28 protein-coding genes and 3 pseudogenes are annotated in these 26,567 nt (G+C 66.5%); 11 read left to right on the top strand and 20 right to left on the bottom strand.

Translation table 11 applies throughout. The annotated features are described in order from the left end of the window. Nucleotides 1–87 precede the first annotated feature (87 nt). The 10 genes from G4G31_RS15800 to mltG form a co-directional block, all read right to left on the bottom strand. Nucleotides 88–312, bottom strand: a complete 225-nt coding sequence (locus G4G31_RS15800) for a DUF6139 family protein (protein ID WP_182988461.1) — start codon at nucleotides 310–312, stop codon at nucleotides 88–90. 124 nt (nucleotides 313–436) lie between these two features. Then, nucleotides 437–604 carry a hypothetical protein gene (locus G4G31_RS15795; RefSeq protein ID WP_229425034.1) on the bottom strand — a complete coding sequence of 56 codons (168 nt, stop codon included), beginning with the start codon at nucleotides 602–604 and terminating at the stop codon, nucleotides 437–439. A 163-nt stretch (nucleotides 605–767) separates the two neighbouring features. Beyond that, the gene (locus G4G31_RS15790; protein ID WP_182988460.1) at nucleotides 768–1,709 is read right to left on the bottom strand and encodes a methyltransferase domain-containing protein; all 942 of its coding nucleotides are present in this window, start codon (nucleotides 1,707–1,709) and stop codon (nucleotides 768–770) included. 183 nt (nucleotides 1,710–1,892) lie between these two features. Continuing rightward, nucleotides 1,893–2,582, bottom strand: a complete 690-nt coding sequence (locus G4G31_RS15785) for an ankyrin repeat domain-containing protein (RefSeq protein ID WP_182988459.1) — start codon at nucleotides 2,580–2,582, stop codon at nucleotides 1,893–1,895. A gap of 1 nt (nucleotide 2,583) precedes the next feature. Beyond that, nucleotides 2,584–3,366, bottom strand: coding sequence for a TatD family hydrolase (locus G4G31_RS15780; protein WP_182988458.1), 783 nt, complete (start codon nucleotides 3,364–3,366; stop codon nucleotides 2,584–2,586). Between the two features lie 176 nt (nucleotides 3,367–3,542). Beyond that, nucleotides 3,543–4,064, bottom strand: coding sequence for a GNAT family N-acetyltransferase (locus tag G4G31_RS15775; RefSeq protein WP_182988457.1), 522 nt, complete (start codon nucleotides 4,062–4,064; stop codon nucleotides 3,543–3,545). Between the two features lie 25 nt (nucleotides 4,065–4,089). Continuing rightward, nucleotides 4,090–4,467: a PilZ domain-containing protein gene (locus G4G31_RS15770; protein WP_182988456.1), complete on the bottom strand. Its 378-nt coding sequence runs from the start codon at nucleotides 4,465–4,467 to the stop codon at nucleotides 4,090–4,092. Nucleotides 4,468–4,477: 10 nt separating this feature from the next. Next, nucleotides 4,478–5,452 (bottom strand): DNA polymerase III subunit delta', encoded by a 975-nt coding sequence (gene holB, locus G4G31_RS15765; RefSeq protein WP_229425617.1) that lies wholly within the window; start codon nucleotides 5,450–5,452, stop codon nucleotides 4,478–4,480. Between the two features lie 44 nt (nucleotides 5,453–5,496). Continuing rightward, nucleotides 5,497–6,111 carry a dTMP kinase gene (gene tmk / locus G4G31_RS15760; RefSeq protein ID WP_182988454.1) on the bottom strand — a complete coding sequence of 205 codons (615 nt, stop codon included), beginning with the start codon at nucleotides 6,109–6,111 and terminating at the stop codon, nucleotides 5,497–5,499. Then, on the bottom strand, nucleotides 6,108–7,121 hold the full coding sequence (gene mltG / locus G4G31_RS15755; protein ID WP_182988453.1) for an endolytic transglycosylase MltG: 1,014 nt from the start codon (nucleotides 7,119–7,121) through the stop codon (nucleotides 6,108–6,110). Before mltG ends, tmk begins: the two co-directional genes overlap by 4 nt. Nucleotides 7,122–7,278: 157 nt before the next feature. Here mltG and G4G31_RS15750 point away from each other — a divergent pair. The 4 genes and pseudogenes from G4G31_RS15750 to G4G31_RS15735 all read left to right on the top strand — a co-directional run bounded on the left by G4G31_RS15750 (nucleotide 7,279) and on the right by G4G31_RS15735 (nucleotide 9,811). Next, nucleotides 7,279–8,342, top strand: a pseudogene (locus G4G31_RS15750) (folate-binding protein YgfZ). After that, the gene (locus tag G4G31_RS15745) at nucleotides 8,342–8,629 is read left to right on the top strand and encodes a DUF4936 family protein (RefSeq protein WP_182988452.1); all 288 of its coding nucleotides are present in this window, start codon (nucleotides 8,342–8,344) and stop codon (nucleotides 8,627–8,629) included. The pseudogene G4G31_RS15750 and the gene G4G31_RS15745 overlap by 1 nt, the downstream one beginning before the upstream one ends. After that, nucleotides 8,620–9,364: pseudogene (locus G4G31_RS15740) on the top strand (NRDE family protein). The gene G4G31_RS15745 and the pseudogene G4G31_RS15740 overlap by 10 nt, the downstream one beginning before the upstream one ends. 303 nt (nucleotides 9,365–9,667) lie before the next feature. Beyond that, nucleotides 9,668–9,811 (top strand): hypothetical protein, encoded by a 144-nt coding sequence (locus G4G31_RS15735; RefSeq protein ID WP_182988451.1) that lies wholly within the window; start codon nucleotides 9,668–9,670, stop codon nucleotides 9,809–9,811. Nucleotides 9,812–9,816: 5 nt separating this feature from the next. On the opposite strand, the gene G4G31_RS15730 is transcribed toward G4G31_RS15735, so the two are convergent. Genes G4G31_RS15730 through G4G31_RS15715 form a run of 4 tightly spaced genes read right to left on the bottom strand, consistent with a single transcriptional unit; the run spans nucleotide 9,817 to nucleotide 13,072 of the window. Then, entirely contained in the window at nucleotides 9,817–10,713 is an 897-nt protein-coding gene (locus G4G31_RS15730) for an SDR family oxidoreductase (RefSeq protein ID WP_182988450.1), read from the bottom strand. 13 nt (nucleotides 10,714–10,726) lie between these two features. Then, nucleotides 10,727–11,509, bottom strand: coding sequence for an SDR family oxidoreductase (locus tag G4G31_RS15725; protein ID WP_182988449.1), 783 nt, complete (start codon nucleotides 11,507–11,509; stop codon nucleotides 10,727–10,729). A 38-nt stretch (nucleotides 11,510–11,547) separates the two neighbouring features. Beyond that, nucleotides 11,548–11,850 (bottom strand): Dabb family protein, encoded by a 303-nt coding sequence (locus G4G31_RS15720; protein ID WP_182988448.1) that lies wholly within the window; start codon nucleotides 11,848–11,850, stop codon nucleotides 11,548–11,550. A gap of 43 nt (nucleotides 11,851–11,893) precedes the next feature. Continuing rightward, entirely contained in the window at nucleotides 11,894–13,072 is a 1,179-nt protein-coding gene (locus G4G31_RS15715; RefSeq protein WP_182988447.1) for an acetyl-CoA C-acyltransferase, read from the bottom strand. A gap of 313 nt (nucleotides 13,073–13,385) precedes the next feature. Between G4G31_RS15715 and G4G31_RS15710 the strand changes: the two genes are divergently transcribed. Further along, on the top strand, nucleotides 13,386–15,086 hold the full coding sequence (locus tag G4G31_RS15710) for an MFS transporter (protein WP_229425033.1): 1,701 nt from the start codon (nucleotides 13,386–13,388) through the stop codon (nucleotides 15,084–15,086). Here the strand turns inward: G4G31_RS15710 and G4G31_RS15705 are convergent. From G4G31_RS15705 to G4G31_RS15690, 5 genes and pseudogenes are all read right to left on the bottom strand, one after another. After that, nucleotides 15,071–15,961, bottom strand: coding sequence for a sensor histidine kinase KdpD (locus G4G31_RS15705; RefSeq protein ID WP_182988446.1), 891 nt, complete (start codon nucleotides 15,959–15,961; stop codon nucleotides 15,071–15,073). The genes G4G31_RS15710 and G4G31_RS15705 overlap by 16 nt on opposite strands. A gap of 22 nt (nucleotides 15,962–15,983) precedes the next feature. Then, nucleotides 15,984–16,991, bottom strand: coding sequence for a metalloregulator ArsR/SmtB family transcription factor (locus tag G4G31_RS15700; RefSeq protein ID WP_210283912.1), 1,008 nt, complete (start codon nucleotides 16,989–16,991; stop codon nucleotides 15,984–15,986). A 19-nt stretch (nucleotides 16,992–17,010) separates the two neighbouring features. Continuing rightward, the gene (locus G4G31_RS28525; RefSeq protein WP_308621565.1) at nucleotides 17,011–17,217 is read right to left on the bottom strand and encodes a hypothetical protein; all 207 of its coding nucleotides are present in this window, start codon (nucleotides 17,215–17,217) and stop codon (nucleotides 17,011–17,013) included. Beyond that, on the bottom strand, nucleotides 17,175–17,897 hold the full coding sequence (locus G4G31_RS28520) for an MFS transporter (RefSeq protein ID WP_308621563.1): 723 nt from the start codon (nucleotides 17,895–17,897) through the stop codon (nucleotides 17,175–17,177). The genes G4G31_RS28525 and G4G31_RS28520 overlap by 43 nt, the downstream gene beginning before the upstream one ends. 636 nt (nucleotides 17,898–18,533) lie before the next feature. Continuing rightward, nucleotides 18,534–20,620: pseudogene (locus G4G31_RS15690) on the bottom strand (3-hydroxyacyl-CoA dehydrogenase NAD-binding domain-containing protein). 220 nt (nucleotides 20,621–20,840) lie between these two features. Between G4G31_RS15690 and G4G31_RS26395 the strand changes: the two are divergent. Together G4G31_RS26395 and G4G31_RS26390 are read left to right on the top strand one after the other, a co-directional pair. Then, entirely contained in the window at nucleotides 20,841–21,263 is a 423-nt protein-coding gene (locus tag G4G31_RS26395) for a hypothetical protein (protein ID WP_229425032.1), read from the top strand. A gap of 124 nt (nucleotides 21,264–21,387) precedes the next feature. Beyond that, the gene (locus G4G31_RS26390) at nucleotides 21,388–21,627 is read left to right on the top strand and encodes a hypothetical protein (RefSeq protein ID WP_229425031.1); all 240 of its coding nucleotides are present in this window, start codon (nucleotides 21,388–21,390) and stop codon (nucleotides 21,625–21,627) included. Nucleotides 21,628–21,683: 56 nt separating this feature from the next. Here G4G31_RS26390 and G4G31_RS15680 read toward each other — a convergent pair whose 3' ends face one another. Next, on the bottom strand, nucleotides 21,684–23,336 hold the full coding sequence (locus G4G31_RS15680) for a 3-(methylthio)propionyl-CoA ligase (protein WP_182988444.1): 1,653 nt from the start codon (nucleotides 23,334–23,336) through the stop codon (nucleotides 21,684–21,686). Between the two features lie 284 nt (nucleotides 23,337–23,620). Here G4G31_RS15680 and G4G31_RS15675 point away from each other — a divergent pair, with 284 nt between their 5' ends. From G4G31_RS15675 to G4G31_RS15660, 4 genes are read left to right on the top strand one after another with little or no spacing between them, the layout of a single operon-like run. Further along, a complete protein-coding gene (locus tag G4G31_RS15675; protein ID WP_374011246.1) occupies nucleotides 23,621–25,027 on the top strand; it encodes a YdiU family protein in 1,407 nt (468 codons plus the stop codon). A 54-nt stretch (nucleotides 25,028–25,081) separates the two neighbouring features. Beyond that, nucleotides 25,082–25,477, top strand: coding sequence for a peptide-methionine (R)-S-oxide reductase MsrB (gene msrB, locus G4G31_RS15670; protein WP_182988442.1), 396 nt, complete (start codon nucleotides 25,082–25,084; stop codon nucleotides 25,475–25,477). A gap of 33 nt (nucleotides 25,478–25,510) precedes the next feature. Beyond that, the gene (locus G4G31_RS15665) at nucleotides 25,511–26,143 is read left to right on the top strand and encodes a septation protein A (RefSeq protein WP_182988441.1); all 633 of its coding nucleotides are present in this window, start codon (nucleotides 25,511–25,513) and stop codon (nucleotides 26,141–26,143) included. Further along, entirely contained in the window at nucleotides 26,140–26,430 is a 291-nt protein-coding gene (locus tag G4G31_RS15660; protein WP_182988440.1) for a BolA family transcriptional regulator, read from the top strand. The genes G4G31_RS15665 and G4G31_RS15660 overlap by 4 nt, the downstream gene beginning before the upstream one ends. Nucleotides 26,431–26,567: the final 137 nt, after the last annotated feature.

Genomic DNA, 26,567 nt, shown 5'->3' with positions numbered 1-26,567 from the left:
AAAACCCGGCAGGATGTCGCGCGCATGCCGAAGTTCGCCGCCGGCAGCATGGCGCCGGCGCGGTGGTAATGCGGTGTCAGCGCCGCATCAGTGCAATGCCGTCATCGCATAGCCCTTTTCGGCCAGCTGTCCGCTCAGGTTGGCGATGTCGTAGTCGGGGAGCTGGTCGGCATTGTCGTCGATCTCGAAGGCGCGGGCCTCCACTTCCCAGTCGGTATTCGTCGCTTCTTCGGGGATATTGCGGGTTTCCGGAACGACCAAGTAGGAGAACTTGCCGTCGCTTTCGGCTCTGCGGTAAATGTCCAGGCGCATAATCTTTTCCTTACAGTCAAAGCGCGCTTTCGGGTGAAAGCGTTCGACTCCACAGTAGGGGATCATGCGCCCCGCGTCTGTTAATTGCCCCACACTCTGCCGGGCAGAGCTGGCCAGGGCATCGCTAGCGCGGATTCCTTCCCAGTACCCGGGCCGGCAGCATCAGGACGGCGCGCAGCAGCTCGAACACCCCGTCGACGGCGATGCCCAGCAGCCGCAGCGGCAGCAGCAAGAGCCAGACCAGCGGGTACAGCACCAGGGCCAGCAGCGCGATGGGCCAGCACAGGAACAATAGCAGCAGCCAGAGCAGGAAAACCGAACATGATGCGCTCCACGTTGAAGATGAAGCGCCAGTCTAGGGCGTCTCCCTGCCCCGTTTCCAGCCGGATGCGACGAATGGCATCCTGGCGGGGCCAGGATGCGCAATGTGCCGATGAGGGATTGCGCCTCGCCCTTCAGGCGAAGGCGAGCGTGCGCGCCGGCGCGGTGGCCACGGCCTCGGCCGCGAAATCGTCCTCGCAGGCAAGCGTCGCGCGCAGCGAGGCCTGCAGGCTGGGGATCGAGGCTCCGGCACGGTACTGGAACGCCACCTCGACGACGTCGCCGGCCACCACCTCGAGCTCGCGCACCAAAGGCAGGCTCATGTAATGGTTCAGCCAGTCGATCGTGCCGCCCTGCTCCTGCACGATGGACAGTACGTTCTTGGTAACGAAGCGCAGCGCATTGAGCACGCCGTCCTGCTCGACCGTGAAGCTGCCGCGCCAGGCGATCAGGCTGTCGACCGGCCCGGCGAAGTCGAGCACGCTGTAGACGGCCGGCTGGGCCAGCCCGACCGTGCCCGGATAGGCGGTCTCGGTGTCGTGGAACTGCACGATCGGCGCGTAGTAACCGTGGAAACTGTAGTCCTGCTGCATGGGCTGCACCGCCATCACCACGGCTTCGGGCATGAAGACCGGCAGCGGGCCGCCGAAACGTGCGAGGTAGCGCTGTTTGAAGGCTTCGATCACGGCCACCTGCTTTTCGCGCAGCATGGCGACGTGGATCATTTCGCAGATGACGATGTCGACCGGCTCCGGCGGCAGGTAGTCGAAGGCGTCGGCGTGGATGACCTCGACCTTGTGCCCGTTCGGGTTCTTCGCCAGGAAACGGCGCGCCTCGACGACCAGGTCGGGGTTGAACTCGACGCAATACACCTTGTCGGCCTGCTGGGCCGCGAAGTACGAGAGCACCCCGGTGCCGCCGCCCAGTTCCAGCACTTTCATGCCGGGACGCACGGCGTGGGCGATGGCTGCCTGGAAGGCATCCATGCGCTTCGGGTCCATCAGCATGTTGTGGTGATAGTGGACCGGGATGAATTGCCCGAGGTAGCAGCTTTCGATTTCGCGTTCGTTCAGCATGGGATGTCCTTGGTAGGCGGCCGGTTGGCGATCGACGCCCGGCCGCAAATCGATAGAGTCAGCGATACGGTAAGGAGATTATGCTGTGCGAGTTGCTCAAACGAAATGAAGAGCAAGGCGGGGAACACCTGTCAGTTCGCCCGACGACGCGGCCGCGGGACTGCCCATGCGGCGATCGGAGAATCAGCGCAGGGCGCGGGCGATCGCCTCGGCCACGCGCGACTTGCCGGCCCGTTCCGCGATCTGCACCGCGCTCAAGCCTTCGCTGTTCTTCAGGCCTGCGTTGGCACCCTTTTTCAGCAGCAGCAGCGCCGTGCCGTCCTGGCCTTCGCGCGCGGCCATCATCAACGGCGTGTAGGCACCGCTCTTGAGGGACGAAACGGCGTCGATCTTTGCCCCTCTGGCCAGCAGCAGTTCGACGATCCCGTCGTCGCCGGCGGCAGCGGCATAATGCAGGGCGGTCCAGCCGGCGCCGTTGACCTTCGCCCCCCTGGCCAGCAGCGCATCCACGGCCGCACGCTGGCGCTTGAACGCCGCCATCATCAGGGCGGTATTGCCGTTGGCCGCACGGGTTTCCAGGTCGGTGCCGGGATGGTCGAGAAAGACCTGGAACACCCGCATCGCGTCCTCGCGCAGGGCCAGCACCAGGCCCGGCTCGCCGCCGAGGGGGTTACGCTGGTTGGCGTTGACCACCTTGCCGATCATGGCCTGCACGGTCCTGGCGTCGTCCAGCTGCACTGCGCGGAAGAAGGTGGTGAGTTGTTCGGCGGTCGGCGCAGCGGGCGCCGCCTGCAGCAGCCCGGCGCGGGCGCCGAGGACCAGCAGGGAGCCTTGCAGGAGACGAAGCAGGACGATGCGGCGGCGTGGATCCATGCTAGGCGCGCGCGTGCTGGAACAGGTTGAAGAAGTTTTCCGTCGTACGGTCGGCCACTTCGCGCAGCGGCAGGTCCTTCAGGGTCGCGATGAACTCGGCCACGTGGGCCACGTAGCCCGGCTCGTTCATCTTGCCGCGGTAAGGCACCGGCGCCAGGTAGGGCGAATCGGTCTCGATCAGGATGCGCTCGAGCGGCACGGCGCGCGCCACCGCCTGCAGCTCCTTTGCGCTCTTGAAGGTGACGATGCCGGAAAACGAGATATAGAAGCCCATTTCGATGGCGGCCTCGGCCACCGCCAGCGACTCGGTGAAGCAGTGCATGACGCCGGCGACGCCGCCGTCGCCCGTTCCCGCGCCCTCTTCGCGCATGATGCGGATGGTGTCTTCGCTGGCGGCGCGGGTGTGGATGATCAGGGGCTTGCGGCTCTCGCGCGAGGCGCGGATGTGCGTGCGGAAGCGCTCGCGCTGCCATTCCAGGTCGCCCTGCAGCCGGTAGTAGTCCAGCCCGGTCTCGCCGATGGCGACGATCTTCGGGTGCCGGGCCAGGTCGACCAGCTGCTGGACCGTCGGCTCGGGTGTGTCCTCGTAGTCCGGGTGGACCCCGACCGAGGCGTAAATGTGCGGATACTGCTCGGCCAGCGCGAGCACCGAAGGAAAGTCCGGCAGGTCGACCGAGACGCAGAGCGCGTGGGTGACGCGGTTCTCGGCCATTTTGGCGAGCACCTCGGGCATGCGTGCGGCCAGCTCGGGGAAGTTGATGTGGCAATGGGAATCGATGTACATGCCGATATTGTACGGGCATGCGCCTCGATGCGTCACGTAGGGTGTGCGGCTGGACCCTACGGGATGAGCAGACGCTGCGGGTACGCCGCCCACGCGTTCAATCCGTGCGGGCACACATGCGAGGTATCACGGAGGCAATTGTGAACGCAGCGGACGCTCGACTGTTCACAGCCACGTCAATCGACGACGCGCTTGCCCAGGATAATCAGATCGCGCTCGACCCCGTCCAGGTTCGCCACGCGCGGGAAATGCGCCCAGGTATCGAAGCCGAACTTGCGGAACAGTGCCAGGCTTGCCCCATTGTGGCCAAAGATGAAGCCGAGCAGGGTGTGGACACGGATTTCCGGCGCAAACGCGATCGCCTGCTCCAGGCAATACTTCCCGATCCCGCGGCCGCGCCAGTTCTCCGCAATATAGATCGACAGCTCGGCCGTGCCAGAATAGGCCGGGCGGCCATAGAAATTCGAGTACGACATCCAGCCAATGACTGCCGGATTGTCCGAGCGATCCTCGGCATCATGAATGACCCACAGCGGACGGCGCTCGGGCGTGTGCTCGTCGAACCAGGCTTCGCGCGAGGCGACCGAGACCGGCTCGGTGTCGGCGGTGACTTCGCGCGAGGCGACGGTCGAATTGTAGATGTCGACGATGACGGGCAAGTCGACGCGGCGGGCAAGACGGTGGACGTAGGACGGCATGGAACGCAAGCGGGAGATAGGCGGATTACAGGGTATGGGTGGCACGCGAGGAACGCAGCGCCGCACCCAGGATTTCCTCGATGCGGGCGCGCGCGCGCTGGCCGGTTTCGTCGGACGGGAAATGCACGCCGATGCCCTGCGCCTTGCTGTTGTTGGCGCCCGCCGGGGTGATCCAGGCCACCTTGCCGGCGATCGGATACTTGTTCGGGTCGTCCATCAGCGACAGGATCAGGTAGATATCGTCGCCGATCTTGTACTGCCTGGTGCTCGGCACGAACATGCCGCCGTTCTTCAGGAAGGGCATGTAGGCCGCGTACAGAGCGGCCTTTTCCTTGATGGCGAGCGACAGGACCGACGGCCTGGGAACGAGCACGGAGTTGGGGTCGGGAATATTGCCGGACATCGTAATCCTTTCAAGCGGGGCTGCAACAAGCCGTATAGTCGAGCAGCATGTCCTCGATGAACAGCTTGCTTGACAGCGGATGGTCCGCGACAGCGCGCCGTTCGTTGGTCGACTTGATTGCACGTAACAGATTCGCAGTGTGCACCTTGGCGGCCAAGGCTGCAAGTTCCTTCTGGTAACGTGGATAGTAGCGCAGGCTGCCGGCCAGCTTCATCGCCAGCAGGTCGTAGAGCCAGCGCTGCTGCCAGGCCACCAGCGGCGCCAGCGCACCCTTGGCCAGTTTTTCGGCCTGGCGCAGGGCGCCCTCGACGCTGGGCCGTGCCGTGAATTGCAGCAGCGTGTCGAGTTCCTCGCGGCTGCCGCCTTGCGACTGGGCCAGCGCGGCGAGCGGTGCGCCGCCCTCCTCGCGCAGCCAGCTGTCCGCATCCTGCACGCCCTGCCCGGCAAGCCAGGCGAGCGCCGCGGCATGGTCGGGCATGGGTAGCGCGAACTTGCGGCAGCGCGACAGGATCGTCGGCAGCAGCCGGTCCAGGCCGTTCGAGGCCAGCAGGAACACGGTGCCCGGCGGCGGCTCTTCCAGGGTTTTCAGCAGGGCGTTCGAGGCCGGCATGTTCAGCGCCTCGGCCGGGTACAGCACCACCACGCGCAGGCCCTGGCGGTGGGTCGAGATGTTCATGAAGTCGGCCAGCGACCGGATCTGCTCGATCTTGATCTCTTTCGAAGGCGTCTTGCTGGCCTTGGCCTTCTTCTCGCCCTCGCCCTCTTCATCTGGCGCCTCGTCTTCGAGCGCTTCCGGCCGCACGCGGCGGTAATCCGGATGATTGTGCTGGAGGAACCAGCCGCAGGAGGCGCAGCTGCTGCAGGCGCGGCCGTCGGGCTGGACGCGCTCGCACAGCAGCGCCTGGGCAAAGGATTCGATGAAATCGGCCTTGCCGATGCCGGCCGGGCCATGGAACAGGATCGCATGGGGCAGGCGCGCGCGCATCTGCTGCAATTGCTCCCATGCCGATTGTTGCCAGGGGTAAATCGTCACAACAGGGTCTCCAGGGCGGCGGCGATCGTATGCCGGGTTTCCTCGATCGAGCGCGTCGAGTCGATGACGGCGAAGCGGCCGGGATGCTGGGCGGCGCGGCGCAGGTATTCGGCGCGGCAGCGTTCGAAAAAGCTTTCCTGTTCGCGTTCGAACTTGTCGAGCGTGCGCGTCGCGTCCAGGCGCTCGCGCGCCACTTCCAGGGGCACGTCGAAGAGCAGGGTCAGGTCCGGCTGCAGCGCCGGGTGCACCCAGGCTTCCAGGGCTTCCATCTTGACCCGGTCCATGCCGCGTCCGCCGCTCTGGTAGGCGAAGCTGGCGTCGCTGAAACGGTCGGACAGCACCCAGTTGCCCGCGGCCAGGCCGGGTTCGATGACCTGGGCGATGTGCTCGCGCCGGCTGGCGAACATCAGCAGCGCTTCCGTTTCCAGGTGCATCTTTTCGTGCAGCAGCAGGTCGCGCAGCTTTTCGCCCAGCGGCGTGCCGCCCGGCTCGCGCGAGGAAACGATGGTCTTGCCCTTCGAGGACAGAAACTCGCCGACGAAACCGATATGGGTCGACTTGCCGGCCCCGTCGATGCCCTCGAAGGTGATGAATTTACCGCGCTCGGTCATGGTTTGCTGGCATTACCGGCCATGCCGCGCTGGAACTGGTTCACGGCGCGGTTGTGGTCGTTCAGGTTATCCGAAAACTGGCTGGTGCCGTCGTTGCGCGAGACGAAATACAGGGCCTCGGTCTTTGCCGGCGCCAGGGCCGCGCTCAGCGACTGCAGGCCCGGCAGCGAAATCGGCGTCGGCGGCAGGCCGTAGCGGGTGTAGGTATTGTACGGGGTGTCGGTGAGCAAATCCTTCTTGGCGATCTTGCCCTCGTAGCGCGCACCCATGCCATAGATCACGCTTGGGTCGGTCTGCAGCATCATGCCGGTGCGCAGGCGGTTCACGAACACGCCGGCGATCATTCCCCGTTCGCTCTTCTGGCCGGTTTCCTTTTCGACGATCGAGGCCATGATCAGGGCTTCGTAGGGGGTCTTGTAAGGCAGGTCGGCCGCGCGCTTTTCCCAGGCCGCGTTCAGGCGCGCCAGCATCATCTGGTGCGCCTGTTTATAAATCTGCAGGTCGCTGGCGCCCTTGGCGAACAGATAGGTATCCGGGAAGAACAGTCCTTCCGGCTGCTTGAAGTCAGGCGACACCTTCGCCATCAGCTCGGCATCGGACAGCTTGTCGGTGTCGTGGCGCAGGGTCTTGGCCCCGGCGATGGCTTCGCGCATCTGGCGGAAGGTCCAGCCTTCGATGATGGTGAGCGCTTCCTGGGCGAATTCCCCGCGCACCAGTTGCCGCAGCAGGCCGCGCGGCGAGGTGTTGGGTTTCAACTCGTAGCTGCCGGCCTTGATGCGTGCGCTGTCGCCGGTCAGGCGCGCCAGCACCTGGAACAGGAAGGGATTGATGGGTACGCCTGCCTTGGCCATCTGCTGGGCCGCGGCATTCACGCCGCTGCCTGGGGCGATGGTGAAGTCGATGGGCGGCTCGGTCGTGGTCAGCGGCAGCCTGGACCACCAGGAAAAGCCGCCGACGGCCGCGATTGACACGATCACGCCGACAACGATGGTTTTTTTAATCAGTGCCATTCTCTTTTTTCTGGTTATGGACGCGGTGGCGACCCTGATCGCCCCGAGGGCGCGCGCGGGTTTTCGCCGCGTCCGCGCCGTCTCCGGCGCGAAATGCTCGACAACTCTATAATGAGGCCGTCATTCTAAAGCCTAAACCGCAAAGCATATTCCATTTATGAGCAACTGGACAGAATATCTGGCGTCGCACGGCGCCCGTTTCCATATCGACGAAGCGAGCCAGGTCGAGGATTTCGGCCGCACGCTCACCACTGCCGACCTTTCGGCCGGATTCGTCGCACCCGTCACCGATCTTGGCCTGATCGCCGTCGCCGGCGAGGACGCGGCCTCCTTCCTGCACAAGCAGCTCACCAACGACGTCGAGCACCTGGGCACGGGTGAAGCGCGCCTCGCCGGCTTCTGCACCCCGAAGGGCCGGCTGCAGGCCACCTTCCTGATCTGGCGCGATAGCGAAGGCACGGTCTGGCTGCAGCTGCCGCGCGCGCTGCAGGCGCCCCCTGCAAAAGCGCCTGTCGATGTTCGTGCTGCGTGCCGGGGCCAAGCTGCGCGACGCCACCGACGAGGCGCCAGTCACCGCGGTGCTCGGTGTCGGCGGCGCGGCCGGCGAAGCGGCCCCTGCGCGCGGCCGGGCTGGCCTTGCCGGGCGCGACGCTGGGCATGACAAGCGGCGCGGACGGCACCCTGGTCCGCCTGCACGACGCCTTTGGCGCGCCGCGCTACCTCTGGCTGACGTCAAGCGAGCGGGCGATCGCCGCCCTGCCGGGCCTGGGGGCGAACCTGGCACTGGGCGGGAATGCCGCCTGGCAGCTGGCGGCCATCCACGCCGGCGTGCCGCAGATCCTCCCTGCCACCCAGGAACAGTTCGTGCCGCAAATGGTCAACCTGGAGTTGCTGGGCGGCGTGAATTTCAAAAAAGGCTGCTATCCGGGCCAGGAAATCGTCGCGCGTAGCCAGTATCTGGGCAAGCTCAAGCGCCGCACCGCGCTGGCAAGCATCGAGAACGCCGCTGCCCGCGCCGGCGACGAGGTGTTTTCGACAAACGACCCGGACCAGCCCTGCGGCATGGTCGTGAACGCCGCGCCGAATGGCCTGGGCGGGGCCGACGCCCTGGTCGAGGTCAAGCTGGGCGCGCTCGAGGAAGACGTGCGCCTGGGTTCGGCCGCCGGCGCGGTGCTGCGGTTCGCGCCGCTGCCGTATTCCCTCGACGCGCTCGATCTCTGATGATCGATCTTTACGTGTACTACAAGGTGCGCGACGAGGATGCCGCGCGTCTGGCGCCGCTGGTGCGCGCTTTCCCGGCGGCCGCCGCGGCGGACGTCGCCGGCAGGCAGCTCATGCGCCGTCCTGGCAGCAAGGATGGCCTCCAGACCTGGATGGAAGTCTATCCCGGCGTGCTCCAATCCTTCGCCGCCCGCCTGGAAGCGGCCGCCGTGGCCGACGGGTTCGGCGGCCTGATCGCCGGTCCGCGCCGCGCCGAAGTCTTCATGGAGCTGACCACATGTGCCTGATCGTTTTTGCCTGGCGGGTCATCCCCGGCGTGCCCGTGGTCGCCTGCGCCAACCGCGACGAATTCTATGACCGTCCCAGCGCGCCCGCCGCACCCTGGCTTGATCAGCCGAACGTCATCGCCGGGCGCGACCTCGAGCACGGCGGCAGCTGGATGGGCATCACGCGCGAGGGGCCGAACGGCCCCCGTTTCGCCGCCCCTGACCAATATCCGCGCGCCCGGCGAAGGCCGGGCGAATGCGCCGTCGCGGGGAGAACTGGTGGCGGACTTCCTGAAGGGTTCGCTGTCGGCAGCCGACTACCTGGATCTGGTGGCCGCGCGCGGCGATGTCTACAATGGCTACAACCTGGTGCTGGGCGACGCCAGCGCCCTGTACTGGTATTCGAACCGCGCCGGGGGCGACGAGCGCAACGGCAAGCCTCTGGAACCGGGCCGCATCTATGGTGTCTCGAACGGGCTGCTGGACGCGCCCTGGCCAAAGGTGACCCGCACCAAGGCCCAGTTCGCCAGCCTGCTGTGCCAGGGCGCGCCGGACGACGCCTATTTCGAGATGCTGGCCGACACTACCCGCGCGCCCGATACGCGTTTGCCGGAAACCGGTGTGCCAATTGACCTCGAGCGGGTGCTGTCGGCCGTGTGCATCGAGACGCCCGGGTACGGCACGCGCACGTCGACGGTGGTGAAGCTGTATGAGCATGCGCCGCCGGAGTTGCAGGAGCGGACGGTGCAGCCCTGAGGTTGTGCTGGCCGTGGCTCTTCGTAGGGTGGGCTCTCGAGCCCACGCTGTAGAGCGCATGATGGTCGAAACGGCCTTTGGAAGTCCAGTGTGGAGCTCGCCCCAGGCGAGATCGAGCGCAGCGGCTCGCTACCGGGTGACCGCGTGGGCTCGAGAGCCCACCCTACGAAAGCGACCGTTCTAGCGCGTGGGCACGGGGTGCCCACGCTACGGTTTGCGTTCCATCGAACGGTTTGAGCGAGATCAAACCTGCCCCGCACCACAGCGCCACCATCGCGACTCGATCACCGCACGGAGGCTCCCATGCGCTTCTCCCGACTTTTGCTCGCCGCCGGACTTGCCGGCGCCCTGCTCGGCTGCGAGACCCCGAACCGCGGCAGCTCGACCGATGAGCTGCCCCGCAACGATCCGACGGCGGCCAGCACCGGCCTGGCCGACGGCAAGTAGCGGTCTTACAGCCGCGAGCGCAGCATCTCGCGGATGTGCGGCGTCGCCGCGTACGGATCCGGCGGGTTCTTGCCGTGCAGGATAGCGTCCATCTGCTCGGCCACGCCGCCCAGCGCATGCGGGTGCGAGAAGATGTAGAACTGCTTGTTGCGGATCGCGTCGAATGTGATGCGTGCGACGTCCGCCGCCGACACCTTGCCGGACTCTACCGCCTTGTGGGTCAGCACCTGGGCCGCCATCTGGCTCGGGGTCGGGCCGCCGTCGGGTTTCAGTTCGTCAGGACGGTTGCGGTGCGACTGGCTGATGCCGGTCGGAACGAAGTAAGGGCACAGTACCGAGGTGCCGATCGGCGCATCGACCAGCTGCAGGTCGTGGTACAGGGTTTCCGAGAGCGACACCACGGCGTGCTTGGAGACGTTGTAGACGCCCATCGCCGGGGCATTGAGCAGCCCCGCCATCGAGGCGGTGTTCACGATATGTCCTTGGTAGGCCGGGTCGCGCCTGGCGCAGTCGAGCATCGCGCGGGTGAACACGCGCACGCCGTGGATCACGCCCCAGAGGTTCACGCCCAGCACCCATTCCCAGTCGGCCTCGCTGTTTTCCCAGATCAGGCCGCCCGAACCGACGCCGGCATTGTTGAATACCAGGTGGATGGCGTGAAAGCGCGCCATCGCCGCGTCCGCCAATTCCTGCACATGCGCACCCTTGCTGACGTCGCAGACCATGGCCAGCACTTCGCAGCCCTTGGCCAGCATGTCGTCGGTGGTGCGCTCGAGCGCGTCGGCCTGCACGTCGGCCAGCACCAGCTTCATGCCCAGGCCGGCCGCGATGTCGGCGAATTCGCGCCCCAGGCCACTGGCCGCGCCGGTGATGACGGCCACCTTGCCGCTGAAATCCTTCATGCGCTTCTCCCCTTCAGACCGCGGACACGCCGCCGTCGACGGCCAGGATCTGGCCAGTGATGTGCTTGCCGGCGTCCGAGGCGAACAGCACGACGGCACCCTTCAGGTCCTCGTCGTCGCCCAGGCGCGCGAGCGGCGCATCCTTGGCCAGGTTCTCGGCGCCGATCGTCGCCAGCACGCCCTTGGTCATTTTAGACGGAAAGAAGCCCGGCGCGATGGAATTGACGGTGATGCCGTGGCGGCCCCATTCGCCAGCCAGTGCGCGCGTGAAATTGACCAGCGCACCCTTCGAAGTGTTGTAGGCGATGGTGCTCATGGTGCCGGGCGGGTTGCCGGCCAGGCCCGCGATCGAGGAAATGTTGACGATGCGCCCATAGCGGCGCGGAATCATCGACAGCTTGCCGACGGCCTGCGACACCAGGAAAATGCTGCGCACGTTCAGGTTCATGACCTTGTCCCAGGCTTCCAGCGGATGGTCCTCGGCCGGGGCGCCCCAGCTGGCGCCGGCATTGTTGACCAGGATGTCGATCTGCCCGAGGCGGCGCAGCGCTTCCTCGACGAAAGGCTGCACGTTCGCCTCGATCGACAGGTCGACGGCGATGCTGCTGGCCTCGATGCCCCGCGCCGCCAGGTGGGCGACCGCCGCGTCGAGTTCTTCCTGCTTGCGCGAGGAAATGACGAGGCGCGCGCCCTGTTCGCCGAGCGCCTCGGCCATCTGCAGCCCGAGGCCGCGCGAGCCGCCCGTCACGAGTGCGGTCTTGCCCTGCAATGAAAAGAGTTCCTGGGTCGTACGCATGCTGTCTCCGTTGTTATTGATGGGTGGTTGGCGTGGGTTCAGACTTCGTAGTCCATGCACTGGCGCCCTTCGCGGATGGCGCCGATGAAGGGCACCAGTGCCTTGTGCGTCGGGTGGCTGGCGTAGGCGGCGAGCGCTTCGCGGCTGTCGAACTCCGAATACAGGATGAGGTCGCAGGTCGCCTCCAGGCCGGGCTGGGCCAGGGTGACCTCGAAAGTGCGGATGCCGGGGACGATGTCGGCACACTCGTCGAGGCGGCGCTTCATCTCGCGGGCATTGCTCAGGCGGTCGGCGCCCTCGGCGTGTTCCTTCAACTTCCACATCACGATGTGCTTGATCATATGGTTCTCGAATGACAGGGATGGCTGTGAGTGCGTTTGCGAATCACAGCACTTCGAACAGCCCGGCCGCGCCCTGGCCGCCGCCGATGCACATCGTCACCACGACATACCTGACGCCGCGGCGCTTGCCCTCGATGAGCGCGTGGCCCACCAGGCGCGCGCCGGACACGCCATACGGATGGCCGACGGCAATCGCGCCGCCGTTCACGTTCAGGCGTTCCATCGGGATGCCGAGCCGGTCGGCGCAGTACAGCACCTGCACGGCAAAGGCTTCGTTCAGTTCCCACAGGCCGATGTCGTCGACCGTGAGGCCGGCCTTCCGCAGCAGTTTCGGCACCGCAAATACCGGGCCGATGCCCATCTCGTCGGGCTCGCAGCCGGCCACGGCAAAGCCGCGGAACACGCCCAGCGGGGCCAGGTTCTTCGCCTGCGCCATGCGCGCGCTCATCACGACCGCCACCGAGGCGCCGTCCGAGAACTGGCTGGCGTTACCGGCCGTGATCACGCCGCCCGGCAGCGCGCTGCGGATCTTCGCCACGCCCTCCAGGGTCGTATCGGCGCGGATGCCCTCGTCGGCGGCAATCGTCACTTCGCGCGTCAGCAGGCGCCCCGACGCCTTGTCGGCCACGCCCATGACGGTCGTCATCGGCACGATCTCGGCGTCGAAGCGGCCGGCTTCGCGGGCAGCAAACGCGCGCTGCTGGCTCGCGGCGCCGTAGGCATCCTGGCGATCGCGGCCGATGCCGTAGCGCTTGGCCACCATTTCGGCCGTCTGCAGCATCGACCAGTAGATTTCCGGCTTGTGCGCGCGCAGCCAGGGGTCGCGCAGCATGTGGGTGTTCATTTCCTGCTGCACGCAGGAGATCGACTCGACGCCGCCGGCGGCGAAAATCTCGCCTTCGCCGGCCAGCACGCGCTGGGCCGCGGTCGCAATGGTCTGCAGCCCCGACGAACAGAAACGGTTGACGGTCATGCCAGGGACGGTGACGGGGCAGCCGGCGCGCAGCGCGATCTGGCGCGCGATGTTCGCACCGGTGGCGCCTTCCGGATTGGCGCAGCCGATGACGACATCCTCGACCTCGCCCGGCTCGATGCCGGCACGGCTAATGGCGGCCGCGAGCACATGACCGCCGAGCGTGGCGCCATGGGTCATGTTGAAGGCACCCTTCCACGACTTGGCCAGGCCCGTACGGGCGGTGGATACGATGACGGCATCCTGCATGGTGTCTCCCCCTTTTTCATTGGTATCGATCGAGAATAGCACAAGATAAGAACGGTCGTTCGCAAAACCTGGCGCTTGCGCCCGCTCATATGCGTCCGGGATTTTCCGGTGGAGGACGCTGTCGAAACCTGTAGCGTGAAAGACGGCGTGCGCGCGCAACCCGTCGTGGCAAGGGTCAGTAAGTTTCGGGTAAGTTTGGAGCAAGCATGACGTAAGTTTAACGGTCCACACTGCGTCCGAGCCAACTACTCGCCCTGCATGGGCGTGGAGCGGCTATCCGACGACATAAACTAGACTATACGGAGACACACACATGGCTATCACACCCGGCATGGCCGCGGGGGGCAAGGCGGCGCCTGCCTCCTCGGGAATGACGAAAGAGGAACGCAAGGTCATCTTCGCCTCTTCCCTCGGCACCGTTTTCGAATGGTACGACTTCTACCTCTACGGTTCGCTCGCCGCCATCATCGGCAAGCAGTTCTTCCTCGGCGACCCCACGACCTCCTTCATCTTCGCCCTGCTCACCTTTGCCGCCGGCTTCATCGTGCGCCCCTTCGGCGCGCTCGTGTTCGGCCGCCTCGGCGACATGATCGGCCGCAAGTACACCTTCCTGGTCACCATCCTCATCATGGGCGGCTCGACCTTCATCGTCGGCCTGCTGCCGGGCCATGCCTCGATCGGCATCGCGGCGCCGATCATCCTCGTCACCCTGCGCATCCTCCAGGGCCTGGCGCTGGGCGGCGAATACGGCGGCGCAGCCACCTATGTGGCCGAGCACGCTCCCGAGGGCAAGCGCGGCGCCTTCACCGCCTGGATCCAGACCACCGCCACCATGGGCCTGTTCCTGTCGCTGCTCGTCATCCTGGGCACCCGCACCGCCGTCGGCGAAGAAGCCTTCACGGCCTGGGGCTGGCGCATTCCCTTCCTGCTGTCGGTGATCCTGCTGGGCGTCTCCGTCTGGATCCGGATGTCGATGGCCGAGTCGCCCGCGTTCGCCAAGATGAAAGCCGAGGGCAAGACCTCGAAGGCGCCGCTGTCGGAAGCCTTCCTCAACTGGAAGAACGCGAAAATCGTCATCCTGGCCCTGTTCGGCCTGACGATGGGCCAGGCCGTGGTCTGGTACACGGGCCAGTTCTATGCCCTGTTCTTCCTCGAGAAGATCCTGAAGATCGACGGCCCTACCGCCAACATCCTGATCGCCATCGCGCTGGCCTTGGCCACGCCCTTCTTCCTGATCTTCGGCTCGCTGTCCGACAGAATCGGCCGCAAGTGGATCATCCTCGGCGGCTGCGTGATCGCCGCCGCGACCTACTTCCCGATCTTCAAGGCGATCACCCACTACGGCAACCCGGCGCTCGAGGCCGCCATCAACAACTCGCCTGTCGTCGTCGTCGCCGACCCGGCCACCTGCAATTTCCAGGTCGACCCGACCGGCACCAAGAAGTTTCCCTCGTCCTGCGACATCGCCACCCGCATGCTGACCACCGCCTCGGTGAACTACACCACCGTGGACGCCCCGGCCGGATCGGTAGCCCAGGTGAAGGTGGGCGACAAGGTGATCAGCTCGTTCAACGCGACCATGACGCCTGACGGCCTGGACTTCGTCGCCGCCGACAAGGCACGCCAGACTGCCCTCAACAAGGAAGTCGTCGGCGCCCTGAAGACGGCCGGCTACCCGGAAAAAGCCGACCCGGCGCGCATCAACAAGCCAATGGTGGTACTGCTGCTGTTCATCCTGGTGCTGTATGTGACCATGGTCTATGGTCCGGTCGCCGCGATGCTGGTCGAGATGTTCCCGACCCGCATCCGCTACAGCTCGATGTCCCTGCCCTACCACATCGGTAACGGCTGGTTCGGCGGCCTGCTGCCGACGATTTCCTTCGCGCTGGTGGCGGCAAACGGCAACATCTACTATGGCCTGTGGTACCCGATCATCATCGCGCTGATTACGGTGGTCATCGGTGGACTGTTCGTCCGCGAAACGAAAGACAACAACATCTACGCCGCCGACTGAGACGGCCTGCCCCACCCCGGAGGCGCTGCTGCGCGGCGTTCTCCGTCCGCATGACGATGCCGCCCGAGAGGGCGGCATGTTCTTTTGCAGGCCATGCGTACCGGACGCTGGAAGCAAAGCGGGTCGCTGTTGAACAGGGCAGCGGCGCGGACGGACCTCACCAGGCGCCGTCCAGGCGCCGTCCCGGCACGGCCCAGGCGCCGGGCGCCGGGCGCCAGCGGCAAGACGATGGTGAACGCGCTTCCCGGTCCGGGGCCGCCCATGGCCGCGCGCACGGAGCCGCCATGCGCCTCGACGAGCTGGCGCGTGATCCACATGCCCACGCCGAGCCGGCCCGGCGCATCCGCGGCACGCTCGCTGCCGCGCACGAACAGCGCGAACAGCTGCGCCAGCGTCCCGGCCGACATCCCGGGGCCGTCGTCGTCGACGTGCACCAGCGCGTGGCCATCTTCGCGCGCCACGCGCACGCGGATGGTGCCCGCCGGCGGCGTGTACTTGACCGCATTTGCCGGGATGTTGCCGATGGCCTGGGCCAGGCGGGTCAGGCTGTCCGCACCGACATCGTCGAGGGTCAGCGTGGCCTTGCCGATCACGAAAGGCCGGGACGGGTCGTGGGCGATGCGGCAGCAGACCGCGCCGAGGTATTCCTCCAGCATGGCCGTGGCGGCGCGTTCCACGTCCACCGCCTCGTGTGCCACGCCCGGGGCGTCGGCGAATGCATCGAGGAGGGCCAGGCGTTCTCGACGAGGCGGCGCTCGGTAACATCGTAGGGACACCACGAGCGCCGCATGCACCGTGCCGTCGCTGGCGGCGATCGGGATGCCCTGCGAGGCGAATGCGCGGCCGTTGACGCCATGCTCGCGCTCCAGGGGCATGCCCGCGAGGAGGCTGCGGTAGTCAGGTTCGTAGTGCGCGACCAGCTCCGGCGGCAGCGCTTCGTGCAGCAGCCGGCCCCTCGAAGTCGGCCGGCTCGTGGCCAGCTTCGCGCAGGCTGGCGCCGCGCGCGAGCAGGTAGCGCAGGTCGCGGTCGACCGCGAACAGCGCGCCATGCGGCAACTGTTCGGCAATCGCCCGGTAGAGTGCCAGCCCGCCATCGGTGCCGGCGCCCTCCGCCGCGAACGGCCCGGCGTACTGGGCGCCGAACTGGGAGGCAAAGCGCGCGTCCAGCCGAGCCGGCAGATGGGCCGGCAGCAGGGCTCCGGGCATCGACGGCGCAGTGATCTGGGGTCGCTCTGACATGGTGACTGATCCGGCATGGCCGCCGGCGGCGAGCCAAGGCGCCTGCGCCTGGCCTAGGGGAGCGAGGCAGGCGGCTCGCTGACCAGGTAGGCGCAGCGGCGCGCGCCCCTCGAGCTGGTGCTCGATGCGCACGACGCTCACGCCGGTGCCGAGAACGCGGCGGAATACTTCCAGCTCCGAGCGGCAGAATTGCTGGCAGGCCCGCGCCGCCGTGCAAATCGGACAATGGTTCTCGAGCAGGAGCACACTGCCGTCGATGCGCGGCTCGGTCTCGGCCATATAGCCTTCCAGCGAGCGTGCCGCGGCCAGGGCCGCCACCTTGTCGTCGAGCGTCGCATGGGGGCCGATGCGTTCGCGGTAGGCGCGCTCGCTGCTTTCCTCGCGCGCGGCAATCAGTTTTTCCAGGCCCGATTCGCCGAACAGCGTGCGCACGCCGGCAATCAGGTCCAGCGTGAGCTCCGCGTGCCGGTCGGGGAAGCGCGCATTGCCGGCTTCCGTCAGCAGCCAGCGCCGCACCGGCCGCCCGACCTTGCCCGGACTGTCCTGGTAGCTCACCAGGCCCGCGTCGACGGCCGCTTCCAGCTGGCGCCGTACGCCCATCGCGGTCAGGCCCAGCAGGCTGGCCAGGACCTGCGCCGTCTGCGGCCCGCGGGTCTTGAGCAACATCAGCACCGGTCATGGGTATTCATCGTCTCTCCTCAGCGGCGGCGGATGCCGCATTGGCGGGCGCCGTGACCGCCTGGCCGCTCCAGCGCCGCAGCGCCAGCGCCGCCGTGATTGCCAGCAAGCCGCCGACGACCAGCACGATGCGCGTGTCGATCACCGAGAGCGCCCCGCCCGCGAGCGCCATCACGATATTGGCCAGGCAAAAGGTGGTCGAGAGCAAGCCCATGACTGCGCCCCCTGCCCGTAGGCGGCAAACTGGTCGGCTGCCCAGCCCCGGATGGTGGCGTTGTAGTAGGCATGCGGCAGGCCGAACAGCACGATCGCGACCAGGCCGATTCCCGGGCTGCCGAAACCGACCGCCAGGATCGCCAGCGCCGCCAGCGCGGCCTGGGCGGCGGCTCTACGGCGCGGCTCGTGGCGGCTGGCCCGGCCGGCAAACAGCGCGGCGCAGGTCATCAGTGCGCACATGCCCATGTTCACGAAAGCGATGTCGCGGGTGCCGTAGCGGCCCACGTCCACCAGCCACAGCGGGAAGAATTCGTAGAAGGCGGCAACCCCGCAGGCATACGCGAAATGCACGCCGAACAGCATGCGCAGCGGGGCCTGGCGCAAGAGCGTGAGCGCGTGGCGTTCGCGTGCATGCGCCCACCAGCTGCCGCCCCCGCCCCGCACGGGCTCGCGTTCGAGTGCCCGGGCCGCCAGCGCCGCACCCAGCACCAGCGCACCGGCGGCGATGTAGAACGGCAGCGTGATGCCGGCATCCACCGTCAGGCCCGCCAGCAGTGGCCCGACCAGCCAGCCCGGGTTGAAGGCGCCGTTCAGCCAGGACAGCGCATGGTTGCGCAAGGGCCCCTCGATGCGCTCGGCGAGCATCGCCCGCATGATCGCGCCGTTCCCTTCGAGCAAACCCGTGACGAAGCGCGCCGCCGGGAACAGCGGATAGGGACTCGAGTGCCAGCGCCGCCGCGGTCAGGGCGTGGCCGATTGCGCCGCCAATGGCCGTTGCCAGCAGCACCCGGCGGCGCCCGAGGCGGTCCGACACCGGCCCCAGCACGGCGCTGCCGAGCAGCAGTCCCAGCGGATTGACCATCAGGGCCAGGCCCAGCAGCAGTTCCGGCGGCAGGCCGAGAAAGCCCGTCAAGCCGTTCGCGCCCCCGGCACCGAACAGGGGCGCGAGAATCGGATACGGCAGCGAAGCACCGACGGTCGACAACAAGGCGAGCAGGCAGGCACTGGCGATCAGCAAGGCGTGTTTCATGGCGAGTCCGAAGGAAGCACTACCAGCATCCTAAAAGCGGCTCGACAATAAGTAAACCAAAATGTTTATTTATTCCACACGCCCCGGCGGACAGCCTTGAAACCCCTTCCTTCAGCCTGAGCCACGAAAAAAAACGCCGCTGAAACCAGCGGCGTCGTGTCGTCTTGCAAGGCTATCCTGGCGGGGCGACGGACAGCGGGCGACCTGGCGGGCGGAGCCCGGCACCACCGACAGGCCTTCCCGTGCGGCGAGCGAGGCCCCGCACCATCCCCCCGGCCGCTACTTCAGCCGTTGAAACCCTTGCCCTCGCCCGCCAGGCGCTCCAGCAGCGGCGCCGCTTGCCAGGCGTCGCCATGGCGGCCGCGCGCGAAGCCGCGGATGCGCTCGAGCACGTTCGCCAGTCCCACCGTGTCCGCATACAGCATCGGGCCGCCGCGGTGCAGCGGGAAGCCGTAGCCGGTCAGGTAGACCATGTCGATGTCGGACGCGCGCAGGGCGATGCCCTCTTCCAGGATGCGCGCGCCCTCGTTCACCAGCGCGTACACCAGGCGCTCGACGATCTCCTGTTCCGGCACGGTACGGCGCTCCACACCGGTAGCGGCCAGGTTCTGCGCGATCAGTTCGTGCACGCTCGGTGCCGGGTAGGCGGTGCGGTCGCCCGGCTTGTAGTCGTACCAGCCGGCGCCCGTCTTCTGGCCGAAGCGGCCCTGTTCGCACAGCAGGTCCGGCACTTTCGAGTATTCGATCTCCGGCGACTCGACATAGCGGCGCTTGCGGATGTACCAGCCGATGTCGTTGCCGGCCAGGTCGCTCATGCGGAACGGGCCCATCGCAAAGCCGAAGCTTTCGATCGCCTTGTCGACCTGCTCGGGCAGCACGCCCTCTTCCAGCAGGAAGAAGGCCTGGCGCAGGTATTGTTCCAGCATGCGGTTGCCGATGAAGCCGTCGCACACGCCCGAGACCACGCCGGTCTTCTTGATCTTTTTCGACAGCGCCAGCGCGGTGGCCAGCACGTCCTTGCCGGTTTCCTTGCCGCGCACGATCTCGAGCAGCTTCATCACGTTCGCCGGGCTGAAGAAGTGCAGGCCGATGACGTCCTGCGGGCGCTGCGTGAAGGCGGCGATCTTGTCCAGGTCCAGCGTCGAGGTGTTCGAGGCCAGGATCGCGCCCGGCTTCATCACCGCGTCCAGCTGGCGGAACACGGTTTCCTTCACGCTGATGTCCTCGAACACGGCCTCGATGACGATGTCCGCCTGCGCGATCTCCTCATAGGACAGCGTGCCTTTGATCAGTCCGATACGCTGGCCGGCCTTTTCGGGGCTCAGCTTGCCCTTCTTGACCGTGTTTTCGTAGTTCTTCTGGATCGTCGCCAGGCCCTTGTCGAGCGCTTCCTGCTTCGTTTCCAGGATGGTGACAGGAATGCCGGCGTTGGCGAAGTTCATCGCGATGCCGCCGCCCATGGTGCCGGCGCCGATCACTGCCGCCGAAGCGATGCTGCGCGTCGGCGTGTCGGCCGGCACGTCCGGTACCTTGCTGGCGGCGCGCTCGGCAAAGAAGGCGTGGCGCAGGGCTTTCGATTCGGTCGTCTGGGCCAGCGCCAGGAAGCGCTCGCGTTCGAACTTCAGGCCATCCTCGAACTTCTCGGTGACGGCGGCGGCCACGCATTCGACGCAGGCCAGCGGCGCCGGGAAAGCGCCGGCAGCGGCTTTCACGGTGTTGCGCGAGAATTGCAGGAAGGCCTCGTGGTTCGGGTAGTCGATTTTGCGCTCGCGCACTTTGGGGAGCGGACGGGCGTCGGCGATGCCTTCGGCGAAGGAGACGCTCGATGCCACCAGGTCGGCGCCGGCGTCGAACACCTTGTCGAACAGCGCAGTCTGCGCCAGCTGCTCGGACAGCACCGGGTTGCCCGAGACGATCATGTTCAGGCCCTGCTCCAGCCCGACCACGCGCGGCAGGCGCTGGGTACCGCCGGCGCCCGGCACCAGCCCAATTTTGACTTCCGGCAGGCCGATCTGCGCGCCCGGCAGCGCGACGCGGTAGTGGCAGCCGAGCGAGTTTCCAGGCCGCCGCCCATGCAGACGCCGTGGATGGCGGCCACCACCGGTTTGCTGCAATTCTCGGCGGTGGCGATCAGGGTGTGCAGGGTCGGCTCGGTCAGTGCCTTGGGCGAATTGAATTCGCGGATGTCCGCGCCGCCCGAAAACACCTTGCCGGCGCCCGTGATGACGATGGCTTTCACGGCCTCGTCGCTCTCGGCGCGGCGCAGGGCCTCGACCGCCGCCGTACGGGTCACGAGACCCAGGCCGTTGACCGGCGGATTGTTCAGGGTGACGACGGCAACGCTGCCATGCACGACGTAGTCTGCGCTCATGTCTCTTCCTTGTAGTAGTTGGGTTGGCTCTTTCAACTATAACCGAAAAAAGTACGATCGTCTTATTTCCTTCACCCGAGGCGGCGGCTGACCGGGTACCCCACACGATAGGCAGGCGCTGTGCCAGAATACCGGGTTAGCGTGCAGGCGCCGCCCGTCACACGACGGCGCGCTCCTGCCTGGCCGGCGGAACGGCTGCGAAGTGCCAACGAGGACCATGATGGAAAAACTGATTCACGAACTGATGCGCTTGTACTTCCCGGCCGGCCTGTCGGCCGCGCTGCTCGGTCCACGCATTGCCGGAGCCCATGGCGAGCCCCTGGCCCTGCACGAGGCCGGCCGCACGCGTGCCATCGTCCTGCCGTTCGCGCGCAACAGGGCCGACGACCGCGCCGGCGACGCCGGTGCGCACTGGCGCCGTTTGTGCGAAGCGGCCAACCTGCTGCAAGCGCGGTACGATTTCCCGCGCCGGCGGTCAGCATTTCCGCCAACGGAGGATTTCGCCTGTGGCTATCGCTGGCCGCACCGGTCACGCTCGAGGCTGCGCAGGCCTTCCTCGAAGGACTGCGCGACAGCGTGCTTCCGGATCTCGTCGTCGCGCCCGGCGCCGCCGCCGCGCCGGTCGAACTGCCGCCCTGCCTGAACACGGCGAACGGGCGCTGGGCCGCCTTTATCCATCCCGGCATGGGCGCTTCCTTCATCGACGACACGGGACTGGAGATGGCGCCGCCCCCAAGCGCGCAGGCCGCTTTCCCGGAGGGCCTCGAATGCATCGCCCCGCGCAGTTCGAGGGTGCGCTGCGCGCCCCAGGGCCGGCCATCGCGGCGACGAGCGCGCCGGAGCCGAAGGCCGCGTCCTTCCCGACGCAGGCCGCTCCTGGGGCAAGCCCGAACGACAGCCTGCTGCTGCGCGACGCCACCCTGGAAGATATCGTGCGCCACTTGCATGCACGCGGGATCGAGCCGACCTTCCGCCACCTGTTGCCGCTCGAGTCCGTTCGGCATTGACGCCCCACGCCTGGCCGCCACAGCCGGCGGCGCCAGGTCGCGCTATCAGCCCGCGGTCACGCCGTCGGCAGCCTGTGCTCGCGATACTGCTCGCGCAGCCGGTTCTTCTGGATCTTGCCGGTCGCGCCCATCGGCAGCGCCTCGGTGAACACGACGTCGTCCGGCAGCCACCATTTCGCGATCTTCCCTTCGAAGAAGGCGAGCAGCTCCTCGCGCGTGACTTCCTGGCCCGGACGGCGCACCACCACCAGCATCGGCCGCTCGTCCCATTTCGGGTGCGCCACGCCAATGCAGGCCGCCTGCAGCACGGCCGGGTGCGCCATCGCGATATTCTCGATGTCGATGCTGCCGATCCACTCGCCGCCGGATTTGATGACGTCCTTGCTGCGGTCGGTGATCTGCATGTAGCCGTCGGCGTCGATGGTGGCGACGTCGCCTGTCGGGAACCAGCCGTCCTGCAGCACATCGCCGCCCTCGCCGCGGAAGTAGCCCGAGACGATCCACGGCCCTTTTACATACAGGTGTCCATAGGTCTGGCCGTCCCAGGGAAGCTCCTTGCCGTCGTCGTCCACGATCTTCATGTCGACACCGAAAATGGCGTGGCCCTGCTTCTGCAGGATCTTGCGCTGCGCTTCCTTCGACATGGCCAGGTGCTTGGATTGCAGGCCACCAGTGGTGCCGAGCGGCGACATTTCCGTCATGCCCCAGCCGTGGATGACGTGCACGTCGAGCTTGTCGATCAGCGTATCCATCATGGCCGGCGGGCAGGCCGAGCCGCCAATCACCGTGCGGCGGAAGGTCGAGAACCGCAGATTGTTCTGCAGCGCGTGGTTGATCAGGCCCAGCCAGACCGTCGGCACACCGGCCGAGAAGGTCACTTTTTCCTCCTCGAACAGCTCGTAGAGCGACTTGCCGTCCAGGGCCGCGCCCGGGAACACCATCTTGGCGCCGGACAGCGGCACCGAATACGGCAGGCCCCAGGCATTCACATGGAACATCGGCACCACCGGCACGACGACGTCGCGCGAGGACACGTTCAGCGCACCCGGCATCGAGGAGGCATAGGCATGCAGGATGGTCGAGCGGTGCGAATACAGCGCACCCTTCGGGTTGCCGGTCGTGCCCGAGGTGTAGCAGAGCGAGGCGGCCGAGTTCTCGTCGAACTGCGGCCAGGCGTAATCGTCGCTGCTCGAGGCGACCAGGTCTTCGTAGCACAGCAGGCTCGGGATTTTTGTTTCCGCCGGCATGTGGGCACGGTCGCTCATCAGGACGAAACTCTTCACGCTCCTGCAGTGCGGCGCCACCGCTTCGATCAGCGGCAGGAAAGTCAGGTCGAAGAACAGGTACTGGTCCTCGGCATGGTTGACGATGTAGGCGATCTGCTCCGGGTGCAGGCGTGGGTTGATCGTGTGGAGCACGGCGCCCGAACCCGAGACGGCGTAATACAGCTCCATGTGGCGGTAGCCGTTCCAGGCCAGCGTGGCGACGCGGTCGCCCATGGCCACGCCCAGGCCTTGCAGGCAATTCGCCATGCGGCGCGCACGCGCTTCGCAGTCGCGGTAGGTGTAGCGGTGCATGTCGCCTTCGACGCGGCGCGACACGATCTCGCCGTTGCCGTAGTGGCGCGCGGCGAAGCTGATGATGCTGGAAATGAGCAGGGGCTGGTCCATCATCTGGCCCATCACGGGGCTCTGCGGATACGGCGTCATGGAGGTCTCCTGTAATCGAATTGTCAACTGTCGCAACGAGTGTGAAACGCCGTAATGCAGCGCGTCAACATGTTTCGATGTCGCAGTGCAGCATGATCGCCCAGGCCTTCGCTTACCGGGTGCAAGCGCGGTTGCGCTGCAGGCGTGCGCCGATAGAATTGGCCCGGTACGGTAGAATCGCTGTCCAAGCCATATCTACCCTGACTGGAGCTGCCATTACGCCCGACGAACTCCCATTCGGCAACGCGTTTGCCGAGCTGCCGCCCGCGTTCTACACGCGCCTGATGCCGACGCCGCTGTCCGCGCCCTATTTCGTGGCCGCCAGCAGCCGCGCGGCCGCGCTCGTGGGCATCGATCCGCAGCTGCTCGAGCGCGAGGATTACGTGGCCGCCTTTACCGGCAACCGGGTGCCGAGCGGATCGCTGCCGCTGTCGGCCGTGTATTCGGGCCACCAGTTCGGCGTCTGGGCTGGCCAGCTCGGCGACGGCCGCGCCATCCTGATCGGCGACCTCGACGGCCCCGAGGGGCGCATGGAACTGCAGCTGAAAGGCGCCGGCAAGACCCCGTATTCGCGCATGGGAGATGGCCGCGCCGTGCTGCGTTCCTCGATCCGCGAATTCCTCTGTTCCGAAGCGATGGCCGCGCTCGGCATCCCGACGACGCGTGCGCTGGTGGTGACGGGATCGAACCAGCGCGTGATGCGCGAGTCGGTCGAATCGGCTGCCGTGGTCACGCGCATGGCGCCCAGTTTTGTGCGCTTCGGCTCCTTCGAGCACTGGCACTACCGCGACCAGCCTGAGCAATTGCGCCAGCTGGCCGACTACGTCATCGCGACCTTCTATCCGGCGCTGCGTCTTGATGCCAATCCCTATGCCGCGCTGTTGAAGGAAGTCACCCGCCGCACGGCGCGCATGATCGCCGGCTGGCAGTCGGTCGGCTTCATGCATGGCGTGATGAACACCGACAATATGTCCATCCTCGGCCTGACGCTCGACTATGGCCCCTTCGGCTTCATGGAAGCTTTCGATGTCAACCACATCTGCAACCACACCGACCAGGGCGGGCGCTATTCGTATGCCAACCAGGTGCCGGTGGGCCACTGGAACTGCTATGCGCTGGGCAATGCCCTGCTGCCGCTGATCGACAGCGTCGACGCTGCCCAGGACGCGCTCGACGTCTACATGCCGGAATTCGAGCGTGCCCTGGACGAGCGCCTGCATGCCAAGCTGGGCCTGGCAACGCATCAGGAAGGCGACCGGCTTCTCTTCGACAGCCTGTTCACCATCATGCAGGCGAGCCACGTCGACTTCACGCAGCTGTTCCGGCGCCTGGGAGACCTGCGCATCGCGCCCGACGGTGACCTTGCCCAGAGCGACGCGCCCCTGCGCGACCTGTTCATCGACCGCCCCGCCTTCGACGAATGGGCGCTGCGCTACCGCGAACGCCTGCGCCAGGAAAACAGCCAGGATGCAAGCCGGCGCGAGGCCATGAACCGCGTCAATCCCAAGTACGTTCTGCGAAACTATCTGGCCCAGCAAGCCATCGAACAGGCGCAGAACGGCGACTATACCGGCGTGCGCGACTTGCTCGCCGTGCTGGAACAACCGTTCGACGAGCAGCCGGGGCGCGAGGCCTACGCCGCGCTGCCGCCGGACTGGGCTACGCACCTCGAGGTAAGCTGCTCTTCGTGAGCCCTGCTTCGTGCGCCGTGAGCCGCTCGATTGAATCATTCAGGAAAAACCATCATGACCGAAAAACTGACCAAGACCGACGCCGAGTGGCGTGCCCAGCTCGACCCGATGGAATACCAGGTAACGCGCCATGCGGCCACCGAACGCGCCTTCACCGGCAAGTTCTGGGACCACCACGAGCACGGCATTTATCGCTGCGTCTGCTGCGATACGCCCCTGTTCGAGTCGGACGCCAAGTTCGAGTCCGGCTGCGGCTGGCCCAGCTATTTCAAGGCGCTCGACCCCGAGAACGTGATCGAAAAGACCGACCGTACCCACGGCATGGTGCGCACCGAGATCATCTGCGCCGTCTGCGACGCCCATCTCGGCCACGTGTTCCCCGACGGCCCGCCGCCGACCGGGCTGCGCTACTGCATCAACTCGGCCGCGCTGCGGTTCGAGGCAATCTGATTTCCCACTTTATTTGCCCGCACCTGGAGCGACATGAAATTCCTGTTCGACCTTTTTCCCCTGATTCTCTTCTTCATCGCCTATAAATGGGGGAACGGAAACGAGGCGGCCGCCGCCGCGCTCGTGCAGCAATACCTGGGCGGCCTGGTATCGGGGGGTACCGTCGCCGCCGACCAGGCCGCCATCATGCTGGCCACCGCCGTCGGCATCCTCGCCACCGTCCTGCAGATCGGCTACCTGGTGGCGCGCCGGCGCAAGGTCGATGGCATGCTCTGGGTCTCCTTCGTCGTCATCGTCGTCTTCGGCGGTGCCACCATCTATTTCCACGACAAGACCTTCATGCTGTGGAAGCCCACCATCCTGTACTGGGCCTCGGCCGTGATCCTGTTCGTCAGCCAGGTTTTCTTCGGCAAGAACCTGATGCGCAAGGCCATGGAAGAAGCCCTGCCCCTGCCGGACGCGCTGTGGCCGCGCGTCGGCTTCATCTGGATCGGCTTCTTCATCCTGCTGGGCGCGCTCAACCTCCTGATGGCCTTCGTGGTCCTGAAGGACGACACCAATGCCTGGGTCAACTTCAAGATGTACGGCATGACCGCGATCTTCTTCATCTTCACGGTGGCACTCTCGCTGCTGCTCGTCAAACACGTTCCGCAGGAGGAAGCATGAACCCGGACATTTCTGTCGACTCTCGTCCCGCACGCATCCGCGAACGCCTGCAGGCGGCGCTCGCGCCCACCCTGCTCGAGGTCGGCGACGATTCCCACCTGCACGCGGGCCATGCCGGCGCTGCCTCGGGCGGGGGCCATTACAGCGTCAAGATCGTGTCCGACCGCTTCGCCGGCCAGAGGCTCGTCATGCGACATCGTCTGGTGTATGATGCCGTGGCCGATATGATGGCAGCCGAGATCCATGCGCTTGCGATCACGGCGCTGGCGCCTTCGGAACTGGACTGAGGCCGGTTCGAAAGCGCAGGCGGGATGATCGAGGCGCGCAGTCGGCGGCAAGCGGCACGGCTGCCTTGCCGCCGGTGCGCCTCTATCAGGCTCGCTTAAGAATTCTGTCGCACAATCGAATTGCTCTACACAATAAT

Source organism: Massilia sp. Se16.2.3 (genome assembly GCF_014171595.1).
Taxonomy (GTDB): Bacteria; Pseudomonadota; Gammaproteobacteria; order Burkholderiales; family Burkholderiaceae_D; genus Telluria.
The sequence above is the reverse complement of the archived record's forward strand: the minus strand, read 5'-3'. Positions and strand labels throughout refer to the sequence as shown.

Excerpts from the sequence above, each read along its gene's own strand:
- G4G31_RS15705 (WP_182988446.1), bottom strand. The coding sequence starts at position 15,961 with ATGCCCCTGGAGCGCGAGCATGGCGTCAACGGCCGCGCATTCGCCTCG.
- G4G31_RS15800 (WP_182988461.1), bottom strand. The coding sequence starts at position 312 with ATGCGCCTGGACATTTACCGCAGAGCCGAAAGCGACGGCAAGTTCTCC.
- G4G31_RS15730 (WP_182988450.1), bottom strand. The coding sequence starts at position 10,713 with ATGAAGGATTTCAGCGGCAAGGTGGCCGTCATCACCGGCGCGGCCAGT.
- tmk (WP_182988454.1), bottom strand. The coding sequence starts at position 6,111 with ATGACCGAGCGCGGTAAATTCATCACCTTCGAGGGCATCGACGGGGCC.
- G4G31_RS26390 (WP_229425031.1), top strand. The coding sequence starts at position 21,388 with ATGCATCGCCCCGCGCAGTTCGAGGGTGCGCTGCGCGCCCCAGGGCCG.
- G4G31_RS15790 (WP_182988460.1), bottom strand. The coding sequence starts at position 1,709 with ATGCTGAACGAACGCGAAATCGAAAGCTGCTACCTCGGGCAATTCATC.
- G4G31_RS15785 (WP_182988459.1), bottom strand. The coding sequence starts at position 2,582 with ATGGATCCACGCCGCCGCATCGTCCTGCTTCGTCTCCTGCAAGGCTCC.
- G4G31_RS26395 (WP_229425032.1), top strand. The coding sequence starts at position 20,841 with ATGGAAAAACTGATTCACGAACTGATGCGCTTGTACTTCCCGGCCGGC.
- msrB (WP_182988442.1), top strand. The coding sequence starts at position 25,082 with ATGACCGAAAAACTGACCAAGACCGACGCCGAGTGGCGTGCCCAGCTC.
- G4G31_RS15660 (WP_182988440.1), top strand. The coding sequence starts at position 26,140 with ATGAACCCGGACATTTCTGTCGACTCTCGTCCCGCACGCATCCGCGAA.
- G4G31_RS15710 (WP_229425033.1), top strand. The coding sequence starts at position 13,386 with ATGGCTATCACACCCGGCATGGCCGCGGGGGGCAAGGCGGCGCCTGCC.
- G4G31_RS15770 (WP_182988456.1), bottom strand. The coding sequence starts at position 4,467 with ATGTCCGGCAATATTCCCGACCCCAACTCCGTGCTCGTTCCCAGGCCG.
- G4G31_RS15735 (WP_182988451.1), top strand. The coding sequence starts at position 9,668 with ATGCGCTTCTCCCGACTTTTGCTCGCCGCCGGACTTGCCGGCGCCCTG.
- G4G31_RS15745 (WP_182988452.1), top strand. The coding sequence starts at position 8,342 with ATGATCGATCTTTACGTGTACTACAAGGTGCGCGACGAGGATGCCGCG.
- G4G31_RS15680 (WP_182988444.1), bottom strand. The coding sequence starts at position 23,336 with ATGACGCCGTATCCGCAGAGCCCCGTGATGGGCCAGATGATGGACCAG.
- G4G31_RS15725 (WP_182988449.1), bottom strand. The coding sequence starts at position 11,509 with ATGCGTACGACCCAGGAACTCTTTTCATTGCAGGGCAAGACCGCACTC.
- G4G31_RS28525 (WP_308621565.1), bottom strand. The coding sequence starts at position 17,217 with ATGGGCTTGCTCTCGACCACCTTTTGCCTGGCCAATATCGTGATGGCG.
- G4G31_RS15700 (WP_210283912.1), bottom strand. The coding sequence starts at position 16,991 with ATGTTGCTCAAGACCCGCGGGCCGCAGACGGCGCAGGTCCTGGCCAGC.
- G4G31_RS15675 (WP_374011246.1), top strand. The coding sequence starts at position 23,621 with ATGCCGACGCCGCTGTCCGCGCCCTATTTCGTGGCCGCCAGCAGCCGC.
- G4G31_RS15715 (WP_182988447.1), bottom strand. The coding sequence starts at position 13,072 with ATGCAGGATGCCGTCATCGTATCCACCGCCCGTACGGGCCTGGCCAAG.
- G4G31_RS15775 (WP_182988457.1), bottom strand. The coding sequence starts at position 4,064 with ATGCCGTCCTACGTCCACCGTCTTGCCCGCCGCGTCGACTTGCCCGTC.
- holB (WP_229425617.1), bottom strand. The coding sequence starts at position 5,452 with ATGCGCGCGCGCCTGCCCCATGCGATCCTGTTCCATGGCCCGGCCGGC.
- G4G31_RS15720 (WP_182988448.1), bottom strand. The coding sequence starts at position 11,850 with ATGATCAAGCACATCGTGATGTGGAAGTTGAAGGAACACGCCGAGGGC.
- G4G31_RS15665 (WP_182988441.1), top strand. The coding sequence starts at position 25,511 with ATGAAATTCCTGTTCGACCTTTTTCCCCTGATTCTCTTCTTCATCGCC.
- mltG (WP_182988453.1), bottom strand. The coding sequence starts at position 7,121 with ATGGCACTGATTAAAAAAACCATCGTTGTCGGCGTGATCGTGTCAATC.
- G4G31_RS15780 (WP_182988458.1), bottom strand. The coding sequence starts at position 3,366 with ATGTACATCGATTCCCATTGCCACATCAACTTCCCCGAGCTGGCCGCA.